This is a genomic window from Gilliamella apicola (assembly GCF_003202915.1).
Classification (GTDB): domain Bacteria; phylum Pseudomonadota; class Gammaproteobacteria; order Enterobacterales; family Orbaceae; genus Gilliamella; species Gilliamella apicola_Q.
This window is the reverse complement of sequence record NZ_QGLP01000004.1, coordinates 147,807-172,422: the sequence shown is the minus strand read 5'-3', so window position 1 is coordinate 172,422 and position 24,616 is coordinate 147,807. Positions and strand designations below refer to the sequence as shown.

The window sequence follows — 24,616 nt, the reverse complement described above, 5'->3', positions numbered from 1 at the left end:
ATATCCAAATCTAATTTATCAACAAGTAGTAGAGTAAAAACTCCACAGCATTAATTAAAGAGGTCGGAATTATAGAGTCTATTTTATTTTTCGTCAACGAGATTTTGATACATAAATTGTAAGGACATCATCAAATTAATTAGTACTTTTATTAATCATTAATAGCTAAAACGCGTTTACTTTCTTCACCACCAACTTCTCGAGCTAATTTAGGCACCAAATAACCCGATACCTTTTTGGCCAGTTGCTGCATAATTTGCCTTGCCGTATCATCATCGATTAAAAAATGAGCCGCACCTTGTACTTTATCAAGTAAATGAATGTAGTAAGGCAAAATACCAATTGAAAATAATTTATTGCTTAACTCCGCTAGTACATCAGCATTATCATTAATATTTTTCAATAAAACACTTTGATTCAATACGGTTACATTACTATTCTTTAAAGATTTAACGGCACTGGTAACATCATCATCGATTTCATTGGGATGATTAATATGAGTAACTAATACAATTTGTAAACGCGTTTTGGCAAATAAACGACATAACTCAGAAGTAATACGATTAGGTATCACCACCGCCAAACGGCTATGAATACGTAACCGTTTGATATGTGGAATTTTCTCTAGTTCAGCTATTAACAAAGCCATTTCGTGATCTTTTGCCATTAACGGATCACCTCCGGAAAGAATAATTTCATCCAGTTCGCTATGATCTGCAATATACGCTAATGCTGCACTAATATTTTTTTTATTACCTTGATTGTCATGATAAGGAAAATGTCGCCTAAAACAGTAACGACAATTAATTGCACAGGCGGTTTTGGTCATTAATAATGCGCGATTATGATATTTATGTAGCAACCCCGGAACATCATTATGTTGCTCGTCAAGGGGATCTTTACTAAAACCGGGTACATTTATTAATTCTTGCTCATCACAAAGTACTTGCAATAGCAACGGATCTTGACTGTCACCTTTTTTCATTCGATTGATAAAGGCCATAGGCACCCGTAGCGGAAATTGCTTTCGCGCCTGCAGCATCGGTAAAGAAATAACGTTGGGATCTAAATCCAAACAACGATAGAGCTTTTTGATGTCTGTCACCACATTAGCGAGATCAAAAATCCACTCATCTTTATTTGGTTGTTCAACATTTTGCTGTATAATATGGCTCATTTTTGTAATTCAGAATGATAGTTGGAGCTTTTATGGCATCTTATAGTACTAATGAGTTTAAAGCTGGTCTTAAAATAATGCAAGATGGCGAGCCGTGTGTGATCGTTGAAAATGAGTTTTATAAACCAGGTAAAGGACAAGCAATCAACCGCGTTAAAATAAAAAAATTACTTTCTGGTAAAACAGTTGATAAAACATTCAAATCAGGTGAATCTGTTGAAGCAGCTGATGTCGTAGATATGAACCTAACTTATCTTTACACCGACGGTGAGTTTTGGCATTTTATGAATAATGATACTTTTGAGCAACTTTCCGCGGATGCAAAAGCGGTTGGTGACAATGCCAAATGGTTAGTGGATCAAGCTGAATGTATCTTAACATTATGGAATGGTCAACCGATTGCAGTAACACCACCAAACTTTGTTGAACTTGAAGTAATTGAAACTGATCCAGGTTTAAAAGGTGATACAGCAGGAACCGGCGGTAAACCAGCAACATTATCAACCGGTGCGGTAGTACGTGTTCCTTTATTTGTACAAATTGGTGAAGTACTTAAAGTTGATACACGTTCTGGTGAATACGTTTCACGCGTTAAATAATTAATATTATTTAAATAAAAGAGGTCGATCTGACCTCTTTTTTATAAATGAAATAGTCACATTAGATTTTTAAGTTGAGGAACGTTTCTTATAACCCCAACAGTCAGCAATAACCTTTCTATTTTTGAATAATTAACCATTAAAAATCACTGTAAATTTAAATTTATTTTGCTCCAATATAGTTAAGTTGTCGCCAAGATTCATAAACGACGACAGCGACAGAATTAGACAGATTCATACTTCGACTATTGGCTGTCATTGGAATGCGAATTTTCCTATCTTGCGGTAATGCATCAAGGACTTTGGCAGGTAGACCTCGCGTTTCTGGACCAAACATCAAAAAATCATTTTGTTGATAATTTACTTCACTATGTGGTTTTTGACCTTTTGTCGTTAAAGCATAAACTTGAGAAGCTAAATCAAGGTGGTTATCAGCTAAAAAATATTCAAGATTTTTATAGCGTTTTACATTAACAAATTCCTGATAATCGAGTCCAGCTCGTCTTAATTTTTTATCATCCCAATAAAATCCCATTGGTTCAATAATATGTAAATTAAAACCAGTATTAGCACATAACCGAATGATATTACCGGTGTTAGCAGGGATTTCGGGTTCAAATAAAACAACATTTAAAGGTGCAATCGACACAATTATTTCTCTTAACTGTTAATATTTTTGAAGCGGTAATTCTATCACAATTCTAAGCCCGCCTAAGTGGCTTTTCTCAGCTCTAACTGTGCCATTATCCCGAGTAATCGCATTAGCCACAATGGCTAAACCTAGACCAGTACCACCAGATTCACGATCACGCGCCTCATTAGTACGATAAAAAGGTCTAAAAATTTGCTCTAGCTCACTCTCGGCAACACCGGGACCATCATCATCAATAGTGATAATTACTGTTTTTTGTTGAATAACAAAATCTACATCAATCCGTTGATTTGAGTAACGAAATGCATTCCTTATTACATTCTCAAGTGCACTACATAACGCTATCGGATAACATAAAATGGTATGATTTGTTGAAGGATTATGAATAGAAAACTGTTTAGCTATTTGATTTGCTTCAAAAGCCGCATTATTCAAAACATCTTTAAATAATTCATCTAACTTTTTAAATTCACGAACTTCATTATTATCATGTTGATTTCTGGCTAACATCAGCAAATCGCCAATCATTGAATCAAGTTTTATCGCTTCATTGCTTATCCGTAAAACCTCGTTACTTTCACCCTGTTTACGGCGCAACAGTGAAGCTGCTAATTGTAATCGGGTTAATGGAGTCCGCAATTCATGTGAAATATCCGAAAACAACCGTTGCTGTAACTCTTGCATCCGTTTTAACTCTCTAAGCATATGGTTAAAACTTGCACCGGTTGCTTTATATTCATATGATCCAACTTTTTCTAATTCAGGCCACTGTTGTAGATTCCCTTTAGCCACTTGCTCAGCCACCAATCTCAAGCCTCGTGCTGGCCTAGCGATACTCCAAGACAACCACAGCAAAAAAGGCGAGCTTGCCAATATGGTTAAGGTTAAAAGTAAGAAGGGATGGTCAAAAATTAAGTTAACAAATTGTGACTGAATATCTGATGCAGGTTGCAGTAGATATAATTGATATTCTTCATTAGCATAATGCAACAAGAAAGGCCCAATAATTTCTTGGTTATCATAAATTTGCTTAGCAGGATCATCAACATCATGCGATTTTTCACTAAAACTTTTCACTAAATCGATATTTTGAGTATCCGCGGTAATAATTTGTTGATTTGGCGAAACAATAAATAGCTGTTGCCCCGTTTTTTGATGATTATCCATAACAACAATGAATCTCATCCACCAACGAAAACTATCTTTAGGAATCTTAGTTAAATCTTTTTCAATTGCATTTGCTAATAGATTGCCACTTTCTCTATCTTTATTGGCTAAGTAAGTTAAATTACGAGAATCAAGTTCAGGCAATGCCATAACAAGGCTAAGAAAGAAAGCAATGGTAAGTAAGAATATGGCGAAAATTCTAACGGTTAAGCGATCAAAAATCCACATATATTCTTACCATAACAGAGAAAAATCTAATTCTGCGATAAATCAATATCCTGATCAACAACAAATAGATATCCTTTTGAGCGTAATGTTTTAATCCACGGTAATCCATCACTTCGTGGTGGAAGTTTTTTACGCAAATTAGAAACATGAACATCAATTGAACGAGCTAATGGTAGAAATTCTTTACCCAACACGTTTTCACTTAAATCATCTCTAGAAATTATTTTGCCAGCATTTTCGAGAAGTTGTAATAATATTTGAAACTCAGTGCCGGTTAATTCAATATACTTATCATCAAATAAAACAGATTGTTGTTTACTATTCACAACAAGTTTATCAAAAGAATATTGCGCTGATTTTTCACCTGATTTGTTAGCTTGATCATCCCAACGTTTTCTACGCAAAATCGCATTGATTCGCGCAATAAGTTCCTTATCATTAAACGGCTTTAAAATATAGTCATCAGCACCATGCTCAAGACCAATAACTTTGTCAAATTCACTATCTTTAGCGGTTAGGAATATTACAGGAACAGTATATTTATTTCGCAGTTCAGTTAATACACTTAATCCATTCATTCCTGGCATCATAATATCGAGTAAAATAAGCTCAATGCTCTCATCAAATTTAGCTAAAGCCTGAACGCCATTATTCGCTATTATAACTTCAAATCCTTCTAACTCTAGTAATTCGCATAACATTGAAGCAATTTCTTGATCATCATCAACTACCAGCAATTTGTTCATTACAAGCCTCATTAACAAAGAAATTTATCATTTATTATAGCTATCGATTAATTATGTAGTAGTACTAACTTAAAAATATTATATAGCTAAATTGGAACAATATCGAAAATAATTGTTAAGATTTATAGTTTAAACACTTTTACATTAGTGAATCCTTGTTCAACCAAATAAAGTGCTTGTAGTTTACTCATAACTCCTTTGGCACAATACAGTAGATAGTGCTTTGATTGATCCAGATCACCAAATTGTGTTGCTAATTTATAAAATGGTATATGCTTAACTTCCACACCTTCAACGACTAGTGGATTATCTTCTTGCTCTTCAGGCGAACGAATATCGATTATGACTTGATTATCTTCTAATGTTGTAACTGTATCAACTTGTATAATTGTATTATCTGTTTGTTTAGCAATTTCACGAATATCAATATTTTCAGCTTCTTCAACAGCTTTATCTAAAATAGAAAAGTCAAAACTCTGTTCTTCGGCTTCTATTTTTTCTTTAATCGCTTTTACGGTAGGGCTTTTTGATATCACACCACAAAATTCTGGCATAGTCTTAGCGATATCTTCTGTTCCTATCTGACGAGCAAGATTAATTATCGTTTCTTTATCATACGTGATAAGTGGACGTAAAACCAAAGTATCGCTTACATTATCAATTAAACGTAAATTAGTTAAAGTTTGGCTTGATACTTGCCCTAATGCTTCTCCTGTGACCAACGCTTCAACATTATAGCGCTGTGCAACTTTAGACGCGGCGCGTATCATCATCCGTTTTAGGATAACCCCCATTTGCCCATCATCAACTTTTTCAAGTATCTCACCCACCACATCTGAAAAATCAATGGCAATAAAACGAACCTTATGGGAGCTTCCAAATCTTTGCCACAAATAATGCGCCATTTGTTTTACGCCAATTTCATGGGTTTTTCCACCTAAATTAAAAAAGCAGTAATGAACTCGGCAACCTCGTCGGATAAACATATAACTCGACACGCCAGAATCAAATCCCCCAGAAATAAGTGAAATAACATCCTCTTGGGTACCTGTTGGAAAACCACCAATACCAGCATGACGTTGTTTAACTAATAAAAGTTTATCTTTATCTATTTCAAGATTAACGGTTACATCAGGGCGCGTTAATTTTACTTTAGCTGAGGCAACATGTTGATTAAGTCCTCCGCCAACATAACGTTCCACTTCAATTGAAGTAAAATCATGTTTACCACGTCGCTTAACTCTGACACAAAATGTTTTATTCTCAATTAAAGGTGCATAGTGATTAAAAGCTTTTTCATAGATATCATGCAAATCAACAAAAGAAAACTCTTCCACCACTAATATATGATGGATACCTGGAATTCGGGTTAATAACTCTAAAATTTGATTTTCACTATTTGCAACTTTAGGGCGAACTTCAATAAAATCCCAATGACGGATGACTGCTACATCATCAATTGAATGCTTTAAAATATTACGTATATTACTGGTTAATATTTTAATAAAACGTAAACGAACAGACTCACTTTTAATGGTAATTTCAGGAAAAAGTTTAACAATAAATTTCATACAACAGCATTTGCTTAACTAAAAATAGCGACATTATACTGATTTTTCCCTTAAAACGTACAATTGATTATGATAAATACAGAAAATAACAAAATCTACTTGCTTGTTGCTCACTCTTTCGCTAATATTTCGCATCAATAAATTCTGTTGTATAACATAAAGATTGACAGGTTGAAATGTACGAACTTTTAATTATAGGTTACTTAATTATCGCAATTGCGATAGTCGTTTTAGTGCTAATACAGCGTGGAAAAGGTGCTGACATGGGCTCATCTTTTGGAGCAGGTGCATCTGCAACACTATTTGGCTCATCAGGTAGTGGCAACTTCCTTACGCGCACAACAACTATATTAGGTGTTTTATTTTTTGTGTTAAGTATTATTTTATCCAATATTGGTAGCTCAAAAACTATTAGTTCAAGTGATGAGTTTAAAGACATTGGCGATGGTACGACCACACAACAAAATACAGAAAATTCGGAAGGTAATAAACAAGTTATTCCAACTACAGATCCAGTTATTCAACCTCAGAGTATCAATCCGACATCAGATATTCCAGAATAAAAACGGCGCCGTGGTGGTGAAATTGGTAGACACGCTATCTTGAGGGGGTAGTGCTCTAAGGGCATGCGGGTTCAAGTCCCGCCCACGGCACCAATTCAATATTCATTAACATTCTTTTAAATCCAACAAAGCACACCCAACCCAGTAATAACAAGCCTTAAAGTCTATTTTATTGCCCATTAAGTATCAATAAGGTACATTTACAACCAAAATTTTTAGGACTATATTAAGGACTATGCAAACATATTAAAATAATTTCATAGTCCCATAAGAGAAAAGTATGCCTAAAAAAGTAACTCCAATGACGGATACACAAATAAAGAATGCCAAGCCACAAAGTAAGGATTATCCTATTTATGATGGAAATGGTTTGCTTTTACTTATTAAGTCAACGGGGGCAAAAATATGGCAGTTCAGATATTACCGCCCTATAACTAATAATAGGACTACTGTAAGCTTCGGAAGTTATCCAGAAGTTTCGCTACAACAAGCGCGAAAACAACGGGACGAAGCGCGCGAATTAATTAAACAAGGCATAGATCCTCAAGAACATAAGGCAGAACAAGAGCAACTACAACAAGAAGCTAGCAATAATACTTTTTATGCTATGGCTCAAAAATGGTTTAAATTCAAAACCGAACAAGGATTAACTACCTTTAAGATAATGAAACTATTAATCATAAAAGTGAGTTTGTGTTCCCTACTGCTAGATCTCCCTATAACAAACCAATAACTAGCCAAACCGCTAATATGGCAATAAATCGCATGGACTGATAGCTTTGGCAAGCACCGCCTTAAATGAATAAGGCTTTAATTATGATGTTATCGTAAGCGCATTATCGTAAGTTGAAAAAATGCAATGAGAAGAGCCTACAACAAGGCTAAGTATGAACAACAAAAACGAATCATGCTTAATTGGTGTGGAGATTTTGTCGAACAAGCCAGTAAAAATAATGCTTCATTGTCAGGTAACCGCAATTTAAAGTTAGTTAATCATTAACCCTATCTAAATACCGTAACCAATATTTGGGTTAACGGTAATTTATTCTGGTGCAATTATAAAATAATTAATATGTTTAATTGAACTGAGTTCAAAAAGATCAATTATCGGGAGGATTACTAAATCGTCGTTGATTTAAGTATCGAAATTACATACCATTACCCAAAAAGGAGATGGTATGAAAAAAATTGCATTACTAGGATTGGCTTGCTTGGTTTTGTCTGGTTGTGGAACGGTACAAAAAACAATCAAAAAAGAACCAACAATAACAATGACAGAAGCTGATATAAATCAATTAGCACAAAACAATATATCTAAAAATATGAATGAACTGGAAAATAAAGAAGGTTTTAAGTGCGATATTTATGACTCAAATGGAATACATAACTGGTATTTTCTAGAAGAATTTCAATTTGTTTTACAAAATAAACTCTCCCCACTCAAAAAAAGCCCTATATTAGACTCAGGAAAAATTTACTGCGTAATAGATAAGTATGGTAATAATATTCCTAGAACTTATAACGTTAACGTTGTTGAGAGAGGTTTAATTAATAATGTTGAATACAGTATTAATTATTCTGATTTCTCTGGGAATATTGGAAATGATTCAAAATCAAGTGATAATTATTGGATGTTCGGTTGTAGAACAGATAAAATGAATGATAAAAAAGAATGCTCAGCCGATAATTACTCCGCTAATGTAAGTATTTTAAAAAATAAACACGGTTATTTACTACAAATTGGCTACGATCATTACCCAGGAAAAAAAGTATCTATACGTATTAATAAAGATAAAGTGTTAAATTCTTGGCGTGAAGATGGAACGTTTAATTACCAAATAAGCAACAATATAATTAAGTCAATAAAAAATAATGATGTTGTTTATGTAAGATATGTAAAATGGCCTTATGAAAACGAAATTACTAATCAATTAGATGTTTCTTATTTTAAAGAAGTTCTACGATTATTAGATACTATATATAATCTACATTGATCTATCTAAATCAAACCCTCTAACGAGGGTTTTTGTAATGATATTTATGATTATTTCTGATCTTTATCATTGGCCGTATGATGGGTTGCAATCTAATCGGCTATAGATAAGAAATTATCGAGAAATTCTTTTTTTAAGAATTAGTTTGATCTTCAATTTGCTCTAGTAAAACTAGCACAACATCTTTTTACACTTATATCACTAACTACACCAATATCTAAACTATTTAACTAGCTTTTTTGGTTTTTGAGCATAAATATCTTGTAAATGCAGTGTTATAGGCACATCAAAATAAACAATCAAAAAGCTTTTGCTTTACTCTAGATATTAATACTAATCACCCTTAATATATTTTTTCTATAATTGAACATAATTATTCATATTAATATTGTTAATACATTATATAGAGATAGAGTAATAACAAATAAATTAACAATTTTTACAATTAACAATAATTATCTAATTTGCATATATCAAACAAATCCATAATTAACAATAATTTGTAACATGTTTAAATATATGGTACCGTATGTAATTAATTGTTGTAAAAGAAGTATAATTATTATTTTTATGCGTTCAATACGTAGCCATTTTAATTGTATATAGAAATTGTTTTGATTGAATCAGTGATATAAATTAGTAAAAAGTAACAATAAATTTAACCTCACTTAAACGCTACATTGCAATTATAAAAAATGCTACCTATTTGATTATTAGATCATTTAATTATGAATAGGACTATATATTTATGTTAACTACTTTATTTTTAATTTTTATAGCAATTTTAGTGTGGTTATTTTTTGCATATAATAAACTTAGACGTTTAGCTGAAAATGTTAAACAAAAACAATCGAATATATATGCTACCGTCAAAAAAAGACATGATATCGCTCAACGACTTTCAGATATAGCTTCTAGTTATGGTGATCATGAAAAGTTGACTCATTTAACTATTACTGAAAGCGATAGTATCGATAAAGCCAATATCGCTGTCTCAGAGGCATCACATTTAATAGGCAATGTGCAGATGCTTGCTAATAGATTTCCTGATTTAAAAGCTAACACAACATATCAACAATTAATGGTTCAATTAGATGAGATTGAAACGACAATTCTTGAAAGACGTGAAGCATATAATGCTGCTGTACAACTCTATAATTCTACACGTGGTAGTATTCCTCATCTGTTTTACGCATCTAAATTAGGTTTTGTTGAAGCCACCTATTTTGAGATGGATGAAAATGGTATGGATCAATTAGTATCTTTTAAAACTGATGATGGAAAAATTTTAAGAGATACTATGGGTAGAATGGCATCAGCTGCTAGCGAAAATGTAAAAAGAATAAAAAACAAAATCAATGATAATACAGAAAAAGATTCACCAGATAATCAGTAATTAATTTAACAACGATGGGCATCTTTCTTATTAAAAAAGATGCTCATTTTTTTGACGGTCAATTGACAGAAATTTTATTCACCAAAAAATCCCTTTTTCAAAATTCTATTTAATCTATTCATAAAATTTTAACTATCCAGTTAATCTTCTAATTGATTTTAGAGGTGGACATCAACAAATTAAGTGCTAACACTAAACCCTGAAAACCAATACCAACCATCAATCCAGATTTAATTGCTGGCCCTATTTTCATTCGAAAAAAAAGCCCTAATAACGCTATCACAATAGGGAGTAGTACTACTGCCCCCAATTCTGAAATGGTATGAAAAAAACTGACAAAGAAATCAACCATGATTTTATCTCCTTACTCGTTATTTAATAACTCGGTACAAATTTGAATCAATTTTTCTTTGGTTGTTTCGACATTAACCCCAGAAACTAGATTAAAAACATTTAAGTGATGAGTTTTCAGCGGTTTCTTATAATTTGCAGTAGTTAAAATCAAATCGACATCATTCTGTTTTGTTTCTAATTCACCTAAACTGCATTTGAAAAGTTTTGCTGCTATATTGGTTTCTTTTAAAATCTCCTTAATTGCGTTAACAGCAATGGTTGAAGTTGCAACGCCACTACCACAAGCAACCAAAATATTTAATTCTTTCGCCATACTTTGCCTCCAATTCCTAATTAAAATTTAAATCGGTAATGATTTAAAAAGTGCTCTAGTTCCGTTGTTAAAAACTATCCCATAGATGAAAAAATGGGTAAAGCCAACTTTATTTCCTCAAGTTGGAAAGAAATTGTGCTAATTATTGAGAGGAAAATAATGAGATGAATGTTGGATGTTTGAAGAAAAGCCGTTGATGGAATTATCTAGCAGATTGACTTTAAAGCAATTTTTATTAGTAATAATGCGAATAAGGTTAATCAAAAACCCCATTGCTCAACTTTTTGTTAATAAAAACTGTTTACGGTTTTTTTAGTTGATGGGCTGTCTTATAATACTGTTTTTTAAACCGCAATAACGCTAATTGTTCGTTTAATAACGTAATAGTATCCATTAACGTCTTTTCTTGTTGATTGATGATAGCTAAACGTTCATCTAACGTTTCGTCACCTTGTAAGCAGAGCTTAACATAGTGTTGCACATCTTTAATTGACATATTGGCGTTACGTAAACATTCAATCAATTTTGCCCATTGTAAATCGGCATCAGAAAATAACCGTTTTTCATTTTGATCGCGTTGTAAAAATGGAAATAGATTAAGTGAGTCATAATACCTAAGCGTGTGAGCTGACAAGCCTAATAGTTTTGCTGCTTTAGTCACCGAGTATTTAGGTGTTTGGTTTAGTTCACCATTTTGGGCTATTGATAAAATACAATCATTAATGTTTACCATATTTATCCTTATATAGTTATAAATCAATTAAATAGAGTGTTAATTATGATGTGTCTCTAAACTTGACTTAGAGTTACTCTAACCATTATAGTTCACGCCAATTGTTAAGAAAAGTATGGGAGAAATGAACGTGAACCCAAACAGTATAAGAAATTTTTGTATTATTGCCCATATCGATCACGGTAAATCAACACTGGCAGATAGATTAATTGAGATGACCAATACTGTCTCTGAACGTGATATGAAAGAGCAATTATTAGATAACATGGATCTTGAAAGAGAACGTGGAATTACTATTAAGCTGCAAACTGTACGTATGTATTATAAAGCATCCGATGGTCTTGAATATGAATTAAACCTAATCGATACCCCAGGTCATACTGATTTTAATTATGAAGTTTCACGCAGTTTAGCTGCTTGTGAAGGTGCGTTATTGCTTGTCGATGCAACACAAGGCGTGCAAGCACAAACCATTGCTAATTTAAAATTGGCTCAGGAGCAAAATTTAACAATTATTCCGGTAATCAATAAAATCGATATGCCTAATGCCGATACTCAAAGTGTAATGCAAGAACTTGAAGAACTTGACGGCATAAATTTAGATAAGGTGATTTTAGCTTCTGCTAAAAGTGGGGTTGGGGTTGATAATATTTTGGCATCAATCATTGAAAATATTCCGGCACCCAAAGGTGATCAAGAAAAACCGTTGCAGGCATTAATATTCGATTCTCACTATGATGTCTATCGAGGTGTTGTATTACATGTGCGCATTTTTAACGGCTCAATCCATACCGGCATGAAAATTAAAATGCTCAAAAGTGATCTTGAGTTCGAAGCATTGCAAGTTGGGGTATTTTTACCCGCGATGAAATCGGTTGATGCACTTATGGCAGGTGAAGTTGGATTTATTTCAACAAATATTAAAATTGTATCCAATGTAAAAGTTGGTGACACTTTAATCGTTCCTAATCAACCGGATACCGAAGCCGTACCAGGCTATAAAGAAGTTAAACCAATGGTTTATGCTGGGTTGTTTCCTATAAAAAATGAAGACCAAGAAAAATTGAAAGATGCGGTGGAAAAATTATCGCTTAATGATTCGGCTTTCATTTATAAACAAGAAAATTCCATGGCATTGGGAGCTGGTTTTAGGTGTGGTTTTCTCGGTATTTTACATATGGAAATTATTCAAGAAAGGCTTGAACGAGAATATGGTATCGAAATTCTCTCTACCTTTCCGAGTGTTGAGTATCGGATAACGTTAAAAAATGGTGAGATGCTTAGCGTTAATAATCCTATGTTACTGCCAAGTTTTGAAAAGATTGCCTACATTGAAGAGCCTTTTATTGATGCTGCCATTATCATTCCAATGGAAAATATTGGTGAAATAATGGAACTTTGTCAGGAAAAACGGGGAATTTATGTGGATATGGTTTATCTGAATAATAAAATGGCAGAGTTAACCTTTAAATTGCCTATTTCGGAAATTGCCTACAACTTTTATGATTCACTCAAATCCATTACCCATGGTTATGCATCAATAGATTATCGTGATCGAAGCTATATTGTCTCTGATTTGGTAAAAATGGATATCTGGTTGAATGATGAGATTGTCGATGCGTTTTCTTTCATTTTGCCACGCGATAAAAGCTTTGAACGAGGCAAGCAAATTGTGCAGAAGATGAAACATGTCATTCCACGCAAACTCTACCCAATGCCGGTGCAATCGGTAGTTGAGAATAAAGTAATTGCACGTGAAGATATTCCACCATTACGTAAAAGTGTAACCGGGCGCGGCTATTCCGGCTCAGCATCGAAAAAGAAAAAGATAGCTAAAAATATTAAGGAAAATAAAATTAGACAACGTAAATTTGGTGGTGTTGATATTCCTCAAGAGGCCTTTCATGCTGTGTTGGATATTCATTAATGATGTAGGCTAATTGAAATTAACCATTGCTTACATAATTAATCAACATTAAATAACAATTTCGCCGGCAATTGCCGGCGAAACTGTCTTTATTTAGTTAGTAGTGACTAAGCAAAGCCTTTCAAGCCAACAACATGTACGTGTTCTTGGTTGTTGATCACTTTACGCACTAATTTATAGGTAGTACCTTTTTCTGGGCTGATATTTTCTGGAGCAGCGATAATAAGTTGCATTTCTAATCGTTCACAAAGCTCAAAGAGCGTCGCAATCGATTTAGCATCCAGACGTGCTGCTTCATCTAAGAATAATAAGCGACATGGTGAAATATCCTTATTGCGCAGACGTTTAGACTCTTCTTCCCAACTTTGAATAACCATTAATAAAATGGACATCCCCGTACCAATCGCTTCACCGGTTGATAATGCACCACTTTCAGCGCGTAACCAGCCGTCAGCACCACGATTAACCTCAACATCCATCTCTAAATAATTTCGATAATCGAGCAACTCTTCACCAATATTTTGCGCTGTGCGTTGTCCCATATCGATATGTGGATTTAAACGCTGATAGAGTTTAGCTAATGCTTCTGAGAAGGTAATACGATTATTACTAAACAGATCTTGATGCTCATTTTGTTCCTCAGCTAAGGCTGCTAGTAATGAAGAGTGAGCTTCTCGGATGCTAACATTTAGACGCACGCCATTAACCTGACCAAATGCCACCTGCTGTAGGCCTTGGTTGAGCATGCGGATACGGTTTTGCTCACGTTGAATGGTTTTACGAATAATGTTGGCCACACTTTTTGAGCTAATTGCCAATTGCTGTTCGCGTGCAGTGAGTTCCTCAGTTAATCGAGATAACTCAATTTCCATTTGCTCAATAGCTTCAATTGGATCATCAGTTTTAACAATATCCTGACGGATTCGTTCTCGAAGATGTTTATAGACCGCAATATAAAATTGAACTTTACTTTCTGGTCGCTTAGGATCTTCTGATAAGCGTAACGCATCACGTAAATGTTCATTATCATTTACCGCTAAACGTAATGAACCGAGCGCCTTATCTGACATTGAGCGCAATTCATCAGCGCTTAAATAAGCTAATTCTCGGCGATGTAATCTTCGTTCAACACTATTTTCTTTGACTAATCGTAAAACTAAGCACCACGCAGCTTTCGCGTCCACAACTTGTTCACGTAACTGTTTATAATCACGTAGTGTTTGTGTTAAACGTTTTTGCATTTGGGTCATTTCGCTTTCGCACATAATCAATTGTTTTTCAAACGATGTACATTGCTGACGATTAGTATTAAGTTTTTGATGAATTTCATCTCGGCGAATGCACGCGCGCTCTTCGGTCACGGCATCGGCTTTAACACCAATTTGTTCAATCTCTTTGTGTAGCTCATTAAGCATATCGCGTTTAGTTTCATATGCACTTTTAAGCGATGCTAGCGTTTGGTTATATTGATTATATTTATCTTGGTACTGCTGCATCTGACTACGTGCTTCATTGCGTTGTGCTTCCACCACTTCGAGCCGAGAACGTAGTTTTTCATTTAGATCACTATTTTCATTTAGCATACCTGCCGAATCTTCATAACTAAAATGTGCACGGCGTTGCATGACTTCAGTTAAGGCAAAAACTTGTTGACGAATAGTCTGCTGTTGATTCTTGATGGTACTATATTGCTCACGCAGTGACTCATTTTGCTCTGGGTCACTTTGCAACACTGCAATAAGCGGTTCTAATTCTGAAATAGTATCACGATTACGATTAACATATTGCGCAGCTTCTTGCGCTTCAACGACTTGTTCGCGTAAATCATCAACCCGATCAGCTAAGTCATCATCAGCTAATAGATGCATCTGAGCAACCAATCGATTGACTGTAGCTAACTGCTCTTTACAATTTGCCACCTGTTGTTGGTTTTGTTTATCGATGCTTTCTTGCGACAATAATTGCCGTTCGATTTCATTGCGTCTGGTTGTTAGTTTTTGCGCTTCAGCTTCGGGATCAATATCAAACGCTACTGATAGGTATTCACCAATAAACTGGCCAACATTTTGCTCAATACGTTGCAATTTTTGCAGATCAAACGAAATCGTTGCATAGTCTTCATGTAGTTCATCACGTTCAGCTGATAATTTTTCCAGATGAATTTCACGAGCCGCTCGTCCAAATAATGGCACTTTAGGGAAACTTGAGAAGCGCCATTGGCGATCACCGGTTTTAACCAGAACAGATTTATCCATCTCTTCACAATCAAATACGCTATCATCAAATGAAGATGGATCGCCTTCGATAAAATAGATATCTTCTGGATAGTCTTCTTCATTACTGGTCAGGCTTTCAAGTTGCGCTTTAACTAACGATAAATCCGGTACCACAATGGCTTGTCTTGATGGACCATATAATGCGGAAAAGTAAGGTGCATCATCAATGGTGACATCTTCATAAATTTCAGAAAGTAATACACCATTGAATCGTTCTGCTAAAGCGGATAAACGACTATCATCAACTCCACTTGGCTGATTAAGTTGCTCTATTTGTGTATCAAGTTGATTACGTTTGAAATTTATTTGGTCACGTTGAGCAACTAGCGTGCGCTCTTGTTCAAGCAGCTGTTGTAAATGCTGAGTAACAGATTGACTATTGGTAAAGGTCTGTTCTGTCTGCTCTTGTAATGCAATAAGGGCATCTTGAGCTTTTAACCATAATGGTGCTTTTTGCCGATATTCACTAATTTTGGTTTGGATTTGCTCAAGTTCTTGTCTAAATTCAATCCGTTTTTCACTTGATTCATTAGCAAATTCAGCATTTTGATCCAATTGAACTTCAAGTTCTTGTTTAAATTCATCAAGTTCATCATAATTGAGTTGACGACCAAGGCGCTTACAAAATTGAGTTAGTAATGATTCAGCTTCTTTTTGTTCAAAAAAGCGTTGCTCTAATTCTTCTAATTGTTGTTGTAAATGTTCAGCTTGCTCAGCTTGGTAACATTGAGAGGGCCACTGCTTTAAGGCTTCTCTAGCGGCATGCCAAGCATCGCTTCGCAGCACATCACCAACTAATTTAACCACCAGTTGATAGGCTCTATCAAATTGACTAATTGCCGCATCAGAAACACTAACTCTTTGTTCCAACTCTAATAATTGTTCAGTAACCTCTTTTTGTTTTTCTTCAAAAACTTCATGGTGATCTTCAACATTACTGATAGTTAAGTTAGGTAATTGACATAATTGTTGGGCATTTTTTAACGCTTGAATTGCTTGCTGATATTGAATAGCGCGTGTTTGTTGTACATCCAAAGCTTGTTGATAATCAGCTAATTGCGTTTTTATCTCATCAACTTCTTGTTCGGTTTGTTCAACCCGATCGCGATAGGTTTGATGCTGATCATTTGCTTCAAGTACGACTTCATTTTGCTCTTCAAGTTTAACGTTGAGCTCATCTAAATCTGCTTGATAGCGGTCAATTTTTTCTTGTTGACGTAAAGCAGTTTGCACCAAATTAAGATGATCATTCGCCGCTTGAAGATCGGTCTCTAAATCTCCTTGCACATCTTGATATTCTTTCAGCTCTTTGGCCATTTCAACTTGGCGGTACTGATTACTGATAAGCTGTTCTTGGGTTTTAAACATATCGCGGCGTAGTCCTAAGACCGATTCGATATGTACCCGACGTTCATTAGCATGACGCATATAATCAGCCGCAACATAGTTGGTCGATTCAGTAATTAAGTGTTTGAATAGATCACGATCGGATTGTGTGACACGAATAGCTTCCAGTGTCATTCGATTTTCACGAAGTGCGGCTTCCATATCTTGGAATGCTTTTCTAACGCCACTATTTTCTGGTAATAGATAATCACGTAATGAACGCGTAATGGCACTTGAAATACCGCCATAAAGTGAAGCTTCGATCAGGCGATAATATTTACTGCGATCTGATGAGGAACGCAAACGTTTAGGTAATACGCCAAAATCAAACATCACTGAATGGTAATCAGTGATAGAGTTAAATTGTTTAAAAATAGCGCCTTCCGTTGTTTCAATTTTATCTTTTAATTCTGGTAAAGATAAAATTCGAGCTTGTTTGTCATTTAAGCGTTCAGTCACTAATTCAGTCGGGCGAATACTGACAGGTAAGCCTTGAATTAAGAAAGGTTTAATATCAACCTTTTTATCACGACCCGCAACTTGCTGTAAACGTACACCACAAATAATCCGTTGATTTCGAGAGTTAATGACATCTAGCATGGAGTAACACACTCCTGGTTTTAACTTACCGTGTAAACCTTTATCGCGTGAACCCGAAGTTGCTCCTGCTTCAGTAGTATTTCTAAAATGTAATAAAGTTAAATCTGGAATTAATGCTGTGACAAATGCGGCCATAGTGGTTGATTTACCCGCACCATTACCACCCGATAGGGTTGTTACCAACTGATCGAGCTCAAACGTTCGAGCAAAAAAACCATTCCAGTTAATTAAGGTTAATGAGTGAAATTTACCGTGTCTCATCATTATTCAATCTCCTCATTAACATCTTCATCTTGTTCTTCACTATTATCATCACTTAACATCAGTGATGATTCAATTTTAATCGCTTCACCATCGCGAATCAGGCGTAATTGCGCCTCTTGAGCATCATCACTGCTCCGCACATCAGCGCCAAACCGGAAAATAGATTCATTAATGCGAAAACGGCTACTGTCATTACCGACAATAAAAAAGATCATACCTAGGCGACGTAGTCGATTGAGTGCAGTTTTGACTTTATCAAATAATTTCTGGCGATCTAAGTCAGAACCTGTAGAGCGCTGATTAACTATTTTCAATAATTTACTTTCATCAGCTAATGACACAAGTTCTTCAAAGAGTTCTTGTAAGGTAAATATACCTTCATGAACTAATCGTTCTGGACTTAGGTAGAGGTAACATAATACTTTACCGACTAACATATCCAGTTCAGATAGTACCGAACGTGGAATTAGCGTGGTTGAGCGCGGACGAAGATAGAAAAATCCTTCTGGCGCACGAATAAGTTCAACATTGTAACGTTGATAAAATTGCTCAAGCTCCAGTTGAAAATCCATTAAAAAAGCATGATTATCAAGCTCATCGATGCCAATATGACGACCGGATCTTAGTTGACTATCAAGTTCAGGAAAAAGCCGGTTAGCGATAGCTTGAGCCAATTTAACAGGCATATATTTATCAATTGACGCTTGAGAACTGCTTGCAATACGTCCCATAACTTCATCAAGATGATGAGCGGTTTGTTCCATTTCTAAATCTTTAGTATCTGTTGATGACATGTGCTTGTACCTTAGCTCCATAATCGTTAATAGGTTTCCATTCGGCAGGAATACCAAGTAAATCACTTTCGGCAACACCTAATCGAATAGCCTGATCAATAAACAATCTAGCAATATCAAAATGTTGTTCTTGTGGGAATTGAGCTAAATAACTATGAATAGCAATACTCATATCAAGTGGTTTGTTTTCCTGTTTGAAGACTGATAAATTTTGTTCAATGTGTGCAATGATATGTTCTTGAATTTCTTGAATCATTTCAAATTCAAGCTCAGATGGTAATTCACCCGTCACTTCTGCTTCATGCAGTGCTAATTCCTCATCACGCATATCAAGCAAACGTTCAGCGTTTGCAAAAGTCAGTGCCCATGGAGAGTCAAAATAGCCTTGAATCGATTTGCGTAAACGTTGCGAGAAAACGCGATTCTTATCTAAGTCAATTGCGGTACGGATAAATTTATGAATATGCCTATCATAACCTATCCATAGATCGATTGCTTTTTGTCCCCAGCCAATAATCCGATCTAGCTTTCCTTGCAGATCTAGTACTATATTGTTAATTTTATCCAGATCAGGATTATCTAATGTGGCATCTTGTATCAAAAGCAGACTTTCTTGTAATTTATCACCCGCGGCTGCCAATGTGTCTTGTAATTCACGCAACGTTTGCGATGTTTCAGTAAGTAAGCCTTCACAACTACTTATGGCAGCTTGCCAATCTTGGCTTAATAACGCTGAGATATTCTGTTTTACTTCAGTTTGTTGCTCATCCATCACTCGTTGTGTGATATCGATACTGTCAAAGATTTCAGCAACTGAATATTTTAAGGGGGCAAAAACATTACGATGCCAATGCAAATCATCACCACCTTCAAGTGCTGCATCTGCTGCTCGTTTTAACTCTTGAGCGACAATAGAAAGCTGGATTGATAAGCGTAAGGTTGAAAATTCTCGTTGACGAATATAGTAATCAGAAATACCGATTCCCAGAGGTGTCAGTCGATAAATAGAATAACCATCCGTCATTTCGCTAGCAAAGCGAGTTATCAAGCGCTGACGCACTAAATCATTAATAGCATTGTTAGCACGAACAGCAATAGTATCTTCGCTTTGCTCAAAGATTTGTGAGACAAATCTAAAACCATCGATTAATTCAGATTCAGTCATTTCGCCATCAAAACGTTCACCGTTTAATACAGCTATCGCTAATAAAAAGGCCAATCGCTCAACTGGTAAAGCAATTGAAAAATCATTCTTTTTTGCCCAAGAGACCAGTTCTGGCACTGATTGGGAAAAATCGATCATAGTGATTCCTTAATAAAGATGTTTAGCATAACGACATCTTAAATAATATGAGAAACACAATATATTGTGTTGTGGACAAAATTATTTCGATTATATAACAAATCGCATTAGTTAAAAATAGCTAACTTTAGGATTTATTATTAGATGTGATAATCAAAATTCAATTTTCACAAATACGGCTATTACTATGATAAAAACGGACTAATTATTATCCAATTAGCTTTATATTTACATTGACTTCTATATGTATAAAAACAATAATGATTATCATTTTCATTTGAAAGAATAGAGGTATCTATGCGTAAAGTATTGTTATTCGTTTTATCGGGGACTTTAATTGGTTTAATGTCACAATCCGTAACAGCACATGGTATATGGATAGCTAATCGAGTCGATCAAAAACAAATTGTTTTAGGTGAAGGGCCATTAGACAATGGTTATCATCCTGAAAGCGTAAAACAAGTTAAAGCTTATAATGGTGATTGGTCAGTACTGCCTGTTTCTAAAAAAGCAAATAATAACTTTGTAACTATCGAAGCAGCGAATGAAACTGCGGTTGTAACAGTCGATTTCGATTATGGTTATTGGACTAAGAATTCAGAAGGTAAATATGTCAATTTACCGATGAATGAAGTTAAAGGGGCTAATAATGGCACGCACGCCATAAAATATAGTGTTAACTATTTATCATCCGTTAAGCAACCTAAAATGATACAAGATATTCCGCTGCAAATTGTGCCTTCTGTTGATCCAACAAAATTGAAACGTGGTGATAGATTACCAATTACTGTGTATAAAGATGGAAAACCGTTGACCAACACTGCGGTTATTGTTGATGTGGTTAATAACTTAGATAAAACAGTGAAAACCGATGATAAAGGCCAAGCTACTATTATAGTGCCAAATCAAGGTCTAAATGTTATTGGTGTTGAAATTGGTTTTCCGCTTAAAGATAATCAATTAGCGACACAAGATAAGTTTTTTACCACTCTAGTTTTTACACTAATTCCTGAAGAAGATTAAGTTAGCAATAAAAAACGGGATAATAGTCCCGTTTTTTATAAATTCTCTTACTGAACTTCAGCATTGAGCGGACGCGGTATTAGAAAGCTAGTAACTAAAGCTAACACCGTAATGACTAATCCCAAGAATATGCCATTGAAGTAACCATCAACTGAGTTACCATTTAGCATTTGAATTGCTGGCAATAGAGCAAAACTCAATCCGGCACCTAAATTAAACGCCCCAGCATTCATGCCCGGTAAGAATCCAGGATTCTCTTTAGGTGATAAAACAACGCCTAATCCATTTAAAATGATATTGGCCATGCCTGCATAAAAAATACCGAGTAGAATAACGCCTAGCGATAAAATAGGTAAAAAGTGAATGCCATAAAACATAATAATCAAAATACCAATAATACAGCCGACTAAACCAAATTTGAGCACTTGGTTATACCCTATGGTTGGTGCCAATCTTCCTGAAAATGGTCCCACAAACCAACCGATTAAAGCATAAGGTGTGAGAAAAATTAATGAGGCCCAATCTGCTTCTAGTCCAAAGCCAATTTCATGATTTTGTGCAATTGACATAACTAAACCATTAACAATAGCGAAAATACCTGTCATGGTTAAAGTTGTTGTTAATAACAAAGCCCATGTAGCACGTTTTTTCAAATGGTGGGTCGTAACTAAAGGTTGTTTATTTGTTTTTTCAACCTGCCAAAATAGTATAAAACATATAATAGCAAACAGTGTTAACCCTATAACAATCAACCAATTTGCATTACTTAGTTTACCCGCTTCGTTAAGTGCAAGTAATAACGCTGCTATGGTTAGAACAATGAGTAAGACACCTAACCAATCCATTTTGGTGCCTGCCGATGGTTTAGATTCGGAGGCAAAACGATGAACAAAGAAAGTGGAAATTGCGGCAACTATAGCTATAACCCAAAATACAGAACGAAACCCGAAATGAGTAGCAAGTAGACCGCCAGCTATCGCATCAACACCAGCAATACCACCATTTACTGCTGTTATTATTCCCATTAACATACCATATTGTTTAACATCTTTTACTTCAAAACTTAACATTAATAAACATAATGGTACTACGGGTCCCGATACCCCTTGAATAATGCGCGCGACATATAAAACTTCTATATTAGGCGCCATAGCAGCTAACACAGTACCTAAAGTCATTATAAGTAACATGCCGGTTAATACTTTTTTTCGTCCTTTTATATCACTCAATCGAGGTAAAAATAGCGAAAATAGTGCAGCTGCTGTAAAAAAAGCGGTTTGTGATAACCCAACAGCTGCATCATTAGTTCCTAACTCTTTTGCTATAGTTACTAATACAGGGCTTAACATACTGGCATTGAGTTGGAAAGCAACACATGCTGCTAGTAAAGCGACCATTAAAGCCAAGATTTTATTTTTTTTCTGGCTTAAATCTGCCATATTTTACCTCATTAAATATTTTTATTGATCTACATTTGAACTCTAGTAATAGCTAAATACAAATAAGATGCTTTGCTACATATCCAATTGATATATTTAAAAAATAATATTTTCAATTCGTTATACGCAAACCAACCTCAACTTATTGATATGTTGATATACTTTACTAGATTAGTGATGCTAACTTTTTAATTATGACTATGCGGTATTAATTAAAACTGAAGTTAAGATTGTTAACATACTGGTTAACAAACGAAAATTTAGTTCAATAAATTACACGCGAGTTGAATGGGTTCAAATCTAATTAACATTTAGCTATAAATAGAAGAAACCCCATTTTTGGCAAACAGATGAGTTCTTAACGATTATTAAGATAGTTCACTTTTAACACAAACTATTCACACTGATTACAAAAGAAATATTCTAATTTCAATTTTCAGATTTAAAATCCACTTATTATTAAATTTAATATTAAGATTTCGATAATAAAAAATAAATTACCTACTCGCACTGACGGTAATTTGTGCTAAAATCGATTCCATGAATAATCTTTCTTAACATAAGGATGTAACGCAATGCATATCGGTATACCAAAAGAACGGTTAGCCAATGAAGCTAGGGTTGCAGCAACACCTCAAACAGTTGGTCAACTGTTAAAACTTGGATTTACAGTTTCAGTAGAACAAGGTGCTGGACATGCTGCTCATTTTGAAGACCAAGCTTTTATTGATGCTGGAGCCACAATTCAAAAAACCAAAGATATTTGGCAAAATGATCTTATATTAAAATTTCATGCACCTTCTGATGATGAAATCGCTTTAATGAAAGAGGGATCATCAATCATTAGTTATATTTATCCAGCTCAACATAAAGAGCTTTTGGAAAAGCTTGCCACTAAAAATATCACTGTAATGGCTATGGATTGTGTGCCTCGTATTTCACGAGCTCAATCACTCGATGCTTTAAGCTCAATGTCTAACATTGCTGGTTATCGCTCTGTTATTGAAGCGGCTAACCAATTTGGTCGATTCTTTACTGGACAAGTAACCGCAGCTGGTAAAGTACCACCAGCAAAAGTATTGGTAATTGGTGCTGGCGTTGCTGGTCTAGCGGCGATTGGTGCGGCAGTTAGCTTAGGTGCGATTGTTCGTGCTTTTGATACTCGCCCAGAAGTTGCCGAACAAATTAATAGTATGGGTGCTGACTTCTTAGAATTAGATTTTGAAGAAGAAGCTGGTTCTGGTGATGGTTATGCTAAACAAATGTCTGCTGCGTTTATTGAAGCTGAAATGGCATTATTTGCAGAACAAGCCAAAGATGTTGATATCATTATCACTACGGCATTAATCCCAGGTAAACCTGCACCAAAACTTATCTCTAAAGAGATGGTTGAATCAATGAAACCAGGTAGTGTTATTGTTGATTTAGCAGCCTTAACAGGTGGTAACTGCGAATTAACCAAACCTGGTGAAGTATTTGAAACAGATAATAATGTTAAAATTGTTGGTTACACAGATTTAGCCAACCGTATGCCAGCTCAAGCATCACAATTATACGGAACTAACATTGTTAATTTATTAAAATTACTTGCCAAAGAAAAAGATGGAAACATCGACATCAATTTTGAAGATGTTGTGATTCGTGGTGTAACTGTAGTTAAAGATAAAGAAATAACATGGCCTGCGCCTCCAATTCAAGTTTCTGCACAACCTCAGAAAAAAGCAGCTGAGCCTATTGCTAAACCTGAACCTAAGCCAATGCAACCAGCCAAAAAATATGGCATTTTAGCTTTATTGATTATTGCTTACTTCTGGCTAGCAAATTCAGTACCTGAAAGCTTCTTAGGACACTTCACCGTATTTGCATTATCATGTGTAGTTGGTTATTACGTGGTATGGAATGTTACCCATTCTTTACATACACCACTAATGTCAGTTACCAATGCGATATCTGGTATTATATTAGTTGGTGCAATACTACAAGTTGGTGATGATAATGGCTTAACTACGGCAATTGCCTTTGTTGCTATTTTAATTGCTAGTATCAATATTTTTGGTGGATTCTTTGTTACTCAAAGAATGCTAAAAATGTTCCAACGTGGCAAGTAAAGG

General features: G+C 35.0%; 21 protein-coding genes and 1 tRNA gene. 10 read left to right on the top strand and 12 right to left on the bottom strand.

What is annotated here, in order from left to right; translation table 11 throughout:
- Positions 1-151: 151 nt before the first annotated feature.
- Entirely contained in the window at positions 152-1,177 is a 1,026-nt protein-coding gene (gene epmB, locus DKK79_RS02285) for an EF-P beta-lysylation protein EpmB (RefSeq protein WP_110422669.1), read from the bottom strand.
- A 32-nt stretch (positions 1,178-1,209) separates the two neighbouring features.
- On the opposite strand from epmB, the gene efp reads away from it, so the two are divergent.
- A complete protein-coding gene (gene efp / locus DKK79_RS02280) occupies positions 1,210-1,776 on the top strand; it encodes an elongation factor P (protein ID WP_034882790.1) in 567 nt (188 codons plus the stop codon).
- A gap of 163 nt (positions 1,777-1,939) precedes the next feature.
- On the opposite strand, the gene trmL is transcribed toward efp, so the two are convergent.
- The 4 genes from trmL to thiI all read right to left on the bottom strand — a co-directional run bounded on the left by trmL (position 1,940) and on the right by thiI (position 6,140).
- A complete protein-coding gene (trmL, locus tag DKK79_RS02275) occupies positions 1,940-2,425 on the bottom strand; it encodes a tRNA (uridine(34)/cytosine(34)/5-carboxymethylaminomethyluridine(34)-2'-O)-methyltransferase TrmL (RefSeq protein ID WP_309146325.1) in 486 nt (161 codons plus the stop codon).
- Positions 2,426-2,443: 18 nt separating this feature from the next.
- Entirely contained in the window at positions 2,444-3,817 is a 1,374-nt protein-coding gene (gene cpxA, locus DKK79_RS02270; protein ID WP_110423291.1) for an envelope stress sensor histidine kinase CpxA, read from the bottom strand.
- 32 nt (positions 3,818-3,849) lie between these two features.
- Complete coding sequence (locus DKK79_RS02265) at positions 3,850-4,569, bottom strand: response regulator (RefSeq protein WP_110422668.1); 720 nt, start codon at positions 4,567-4,569, stop codon at positions 3,850-3,852.
- 122 nt (positions 4,570-4,691) lie between these two features.
- Positions 4,692-6,140 (bottom strand): tRNA uracil 4-sulfurtransferase ThiI, encoded by a 1,449-nt coding sequence (gene thiI, locus DKK79_RS02260; RefSeq protein WP_110422667.1) that lies wholly within the window; start codon positions 6,138-6,140, stop codon positions 4,692-4,694.
- A gap of 176 nt (positions 6,141-6,316) precedes the next feature.
- On the opposite strand from thiI, the gene secG reads away from it, so the two are divergent.
- The 6 genes from secG to DKK79_RS02235 all read left to right on the top strand — a co-directional run bounded on the left by secG (position 6,317) and on the right by DKK79_RS02235 (position 10,093).
- The gene (secG, locus tag DKK79_RS02255) at positions 6,317-6,703 is read left to right on the top strand and encodes a preprotein translocase subunit SecG (RefSeq protein ID WP_110422666.1); all 387 of its coding nucleotides are present in this window, start codon (positions 6,317-6,319) and stop codon (positions 6,701-6,703) included.
- A 7-nt stretch (positions 6,704-6,710) separates the two neighbouring features.
- Positions 6,711-6,796: transfer RNA gene (locus tag DKK79_RS02250), tRNA-Leu, on the top strand.
- A gap of 187 nt (positions 6,797-6,983) precedes the next feature.
- Complete coding sequence (locus DKK79_RS14655; protein WP_110422665.1) at positions 6,984-7,436, top strand: integrase arm-type DNA-binding domain-containing protein; 453 nt, start codon at positions 6,984-6,986, stop codon at positions 7,434-7,436.
- A gap of 126 nt (positions 7,437-7,562) precedes the next feature.
- Complete coding sequence (locus tag DKK79_RS14650) at positions 7,563-7,703, top strand: hypothetical protein (protein WP_258363424.1); 141 nt, start codon at positions 7,563-7,565, stop codon at positions 7,701-7,703.
- 178 nt (positions 7,704-7,881) lie between these two features.
- Positions 7,882-8,697, top strand: a complete 816-nt coding sequence (locus DKK79_RS02240; RefSeq protein ID WP_110422664.1) for a hypothetical protein — start codon at positions 7,882-7,884, stop codon at positions 8,695-8,697.
- A gap of 748 nt (positions 8,698-9,445) precedes the next feature.
- Complete coding sequence (locus DKK79_RS02235) at positions 9,446-10,093, top strand: LemA family protein (RefSeq protein WP_110422663.1); 648 nt, start codon at positions 9,446-9,448, stop codon at positions 10,091-10,093.
- Positions 10,094-10,241: 148 nt separating this feature from the next.
- On the opposite strand, the gene DKK79_RS02230 is transcribed toward DKK79_RS02235, so the two are convergent.
- The 3 genes from DKK79_RS02230 to DKK79_RS02220 form a co-directional block, all read right to left on the bottom strand.
- Positions 10,242-10,445 (bottom strand): PTS transporter subunit IIC, encoded by a 204-nt coding sequence (locus DKK79_RS02230; protein ID WP_110422662.1) that lies wholly within the window; start codon positions 10,443-10,445, stop codon positions 10,242-10,244.
- A 12-nt stretch (positions 10,446-10,457) separates the two neighbouring features.
- Positions 10,458-10,760: a PTS sugar transporter subunit IIB gene (locus DKK79_RS02225; RefSeq protein WP_110422661.1), complete on the bottom strand. Its 303-nt coding sequence runs from the start codon at positions 10,758-10,760 to the stop codon at positions 10,458-10,460.
- Positions 10,761-11,061: 301 nt separating this feature from the next.
- Complete coding sequence (locus tag DKK79_RS02220; RefSeq protein WP_110422660.1) at positions 11,062-11,493, bottom strand: MerR family transcriptional regulator; 432 nt, start codon at positions 11,491-11,493, stop codon at positions 11,062-11,064.
- A gap of 124 nt (positions 11,494-11,617) precedes the next feature.
- Between DKK79_RS02220 and lepA the strand changes: the two genes are divergently transcribed.
- Entirely contained in the window at positions 11,618-13,420 is a 1,803-nt protein-coding gene (gene lepA, locus DKK79_RS02215; protein WP_110423290.1) for a translation elongation factor 4, read from the top strand.
- 107 nt (positions 13,421-13,527) lie between these two features.
- On the opposite strand, the gene mukB is transcribed toward lepA, so the two are convergent.
- Genes mukB through mukF form a run of 3 tightly spaced genes read right to left on the bottom strand, consistent with a single transcriptional unit; the run spans position 13,528 to position 20,043 of the window.
- Positions 13,528-17,946, bottom strand: coding sequence for a chromosome partition protein MukB (mukB, locus tag DKK79_RS02210; protein WP_110422659.1), 4,419 nt, complete (start codon positions 17,944-17,946; stop codon positions 13,528-13,530).
- The gene (gene mukE / locus DKK79_RS02205; protein ID WP_110423289.1) at positions 17,946-18,677 is read right to left on the bottom strand and encodes a chromosome partition protein MukE; all 732 of its coding nucleotides are present in this window, start codon (positions 18,675-18,677) and stop codon (positions 17,946-17,948) included. Before mukE ends, mukB begins: the two co-directional genes overlap by 1 nt.
- A 43-nt stretch (positions 18,678-18,720) precedes the next feature.
- Entirely contained in the window at positions 18,721-20,043 is a 1,323-nt protein-coding gene (mukF, locus tag DKK79_RS02200; RefSeq protein WP_110422658.1) for a chromosome partition protein MukF, read from the bottom strand.
- Positions 20,044-20,340: 297 nt separating this feature from the next.
- Between mukF and DKK79_RS02195 the strand changes: the two genes are divergently transcribed.
- On the top strand, positions 20,341-21,066 hold the full coding sequence (locus DKK79_RS02195) for a DUF4198 domain-containing protein (protein WP_110422657.1): 726 nt from the start codon (positions 20,341-20,343) through the stop codon (positions 21,064-21,066).
- A 47-nt stretch (positions 21,067-21,113) separates the two neighbouring features.
- Here the strand turns inward: DKK79_RS02195 and uriT are convergent, their stop codons facing one another.
- Positions 21,114-22,505 carry a uridine transporter UriT gene (uriT, locus tag DKK79_RS02190; RefSeq protein ID WP_110422656.1) on the bottom strand — a complete coding sequence of 464 codons (1,392 nt, stop codon included), beginning with the start codon at positions 22,503-22,505 and terminating at the stop codon, positions 21,114-21,116.
- Between the two features lie 575 nt (positions 22,506-23,080).
- Here uriT and pntA point away from each other — a divergent pair.
- Positions 23,081-24,613, top strand: a complete 1,533-nt coding sequence (gene pntA / locus DKK79_RS02185) for a Re/Si-specific NAD(P)(+) transhydrogenase subunit alpha (RefSeq protein WP_110422655.1) — start codon at positions 23,081-23,083, stop codon at positions 24,611-24,613.
- Positions 24,614-24,616: the final 3 nt, after the last annotated feature.

Coding starts and splice junctions, on each gene's coding strand:
- epmB (WP_110422669.1), bottom strand. CDS start 1,177: ATGAGCCATATTATACAGCAAAATGTTGAACAACCAAATAAAGATGAG.
- efp (WP_034882790.1), top strand. CDS start 1,210: ATGGCATCTTATAGTACTAATGAGTTTAAAGCTGGTCTTAAAATAATG.
- DKK79_RS02265 (WP_110422668.1), bottom strand. CDS start 4,569: ATGAACAAATTGCTGGTAGTTGATGATGATCAAGAAATTGCTTCAATG.
- thiI (WP_110422667.1), bottom strand. CDS start 6,140: ATGAAATTTATTGTTAAACTTTTTCCTGAAATTACCATTAAAAGTGAG.
- secG (WP_110422666.1), top strand. CDS start 6,317: ATGTACGAACTTTTAATTATAGGTTACTTAATTATCGCAATTGCGATA.
- DKK79_RS14655 (WP_110422665.1), top strand. CDS start 6,984: ATGCCTAAAAAAGTAACTCCAATGACGGATACACAAATAAAGAATGCC.
- DKK79_RS14650 (WP_258363424.1), top strand. CDS start 7,563: ATGAGAAGAGCCTACAACAAGGCTAAGTATGAACAACAAAAACGAATC.
- DKK79_RS02240 (WP_110422664.1), top strand. CDS start 7,882: ATGAAAAAAATTGCATTACTAGGATTGGCTTGCTTGGTTTTGTCTGGT.
- DKK79_RS02235 (WP_110422663.1), top strand. CDS start 9,446: ATGTTAACTACTTTATTTTTAATTTTTATAGCAATTTTAGTGTGGTTA.
- DKK79_RS02230 (WP_110422662.1), bottom strand. CDS start 10,445: ATGGTTGATTTCTTTGTCAGTTTTTTTCATACCATTTCAGAATTGGGG.
- DKK79_RS02225 (WP_110422661.1), bottom strand. CDS start 10,760: ATGGCGAAAGAATTAAATATTTTGGTTGCTTGTGGTAGTGGCGTTGCA.
- DKK79_RS02220 (WP_110422660.1), bottom strand. CDS start 11,493: ATGGTAAACATTAATGATTGTATTTTATCAATAGCCCAAAATGGTGAA.
- lepA (WP_110423290.1), top strand. CDS start 11,618: ATGAACGTGAACCCAAACAGTATAAGAAATTTTTGTATTATTGCCCAT.
- mukB (WP_110422659.1), bottom strand. CDS start 17,946: ATGATGAGACACGGTAAATTTCACTCATTAACCTTAATTAACTGGAAT.
- mukE (WP_110423289.1), bottom strand. CDS start 18,677: ATGGGACGTATTGCAAGCAGTTCTCAAGCGTCAATTGATAAATATATG.
- mukF (WP_110422658.1), bottom strand. CDS start 20,043: ATGATCGATTTTTCCCAATCAGTGCCAGAACTGGTCTCTTGGGCAAAA.
- DKK79_RS02195 (WP_110422657.1), top strand. CDS start 20,341: ATGCGTAAAGTATTGTTATTCGTTTTATCGGGGACTTTAATTGGTTTA.
- uriT (WP_110422656.1), bottom strand. CDS start 22,505: ATGGCAGATTTAAGCCAGAAAAAAAATAAAATCTTGGCTTTAATGGTC.
- pntA (WP_110422655.1), top strand. CDS start 23,081: ATGCATATCGGTATACCAAAAGAACGGTTAGCCAATGAAGCTAGGGTT.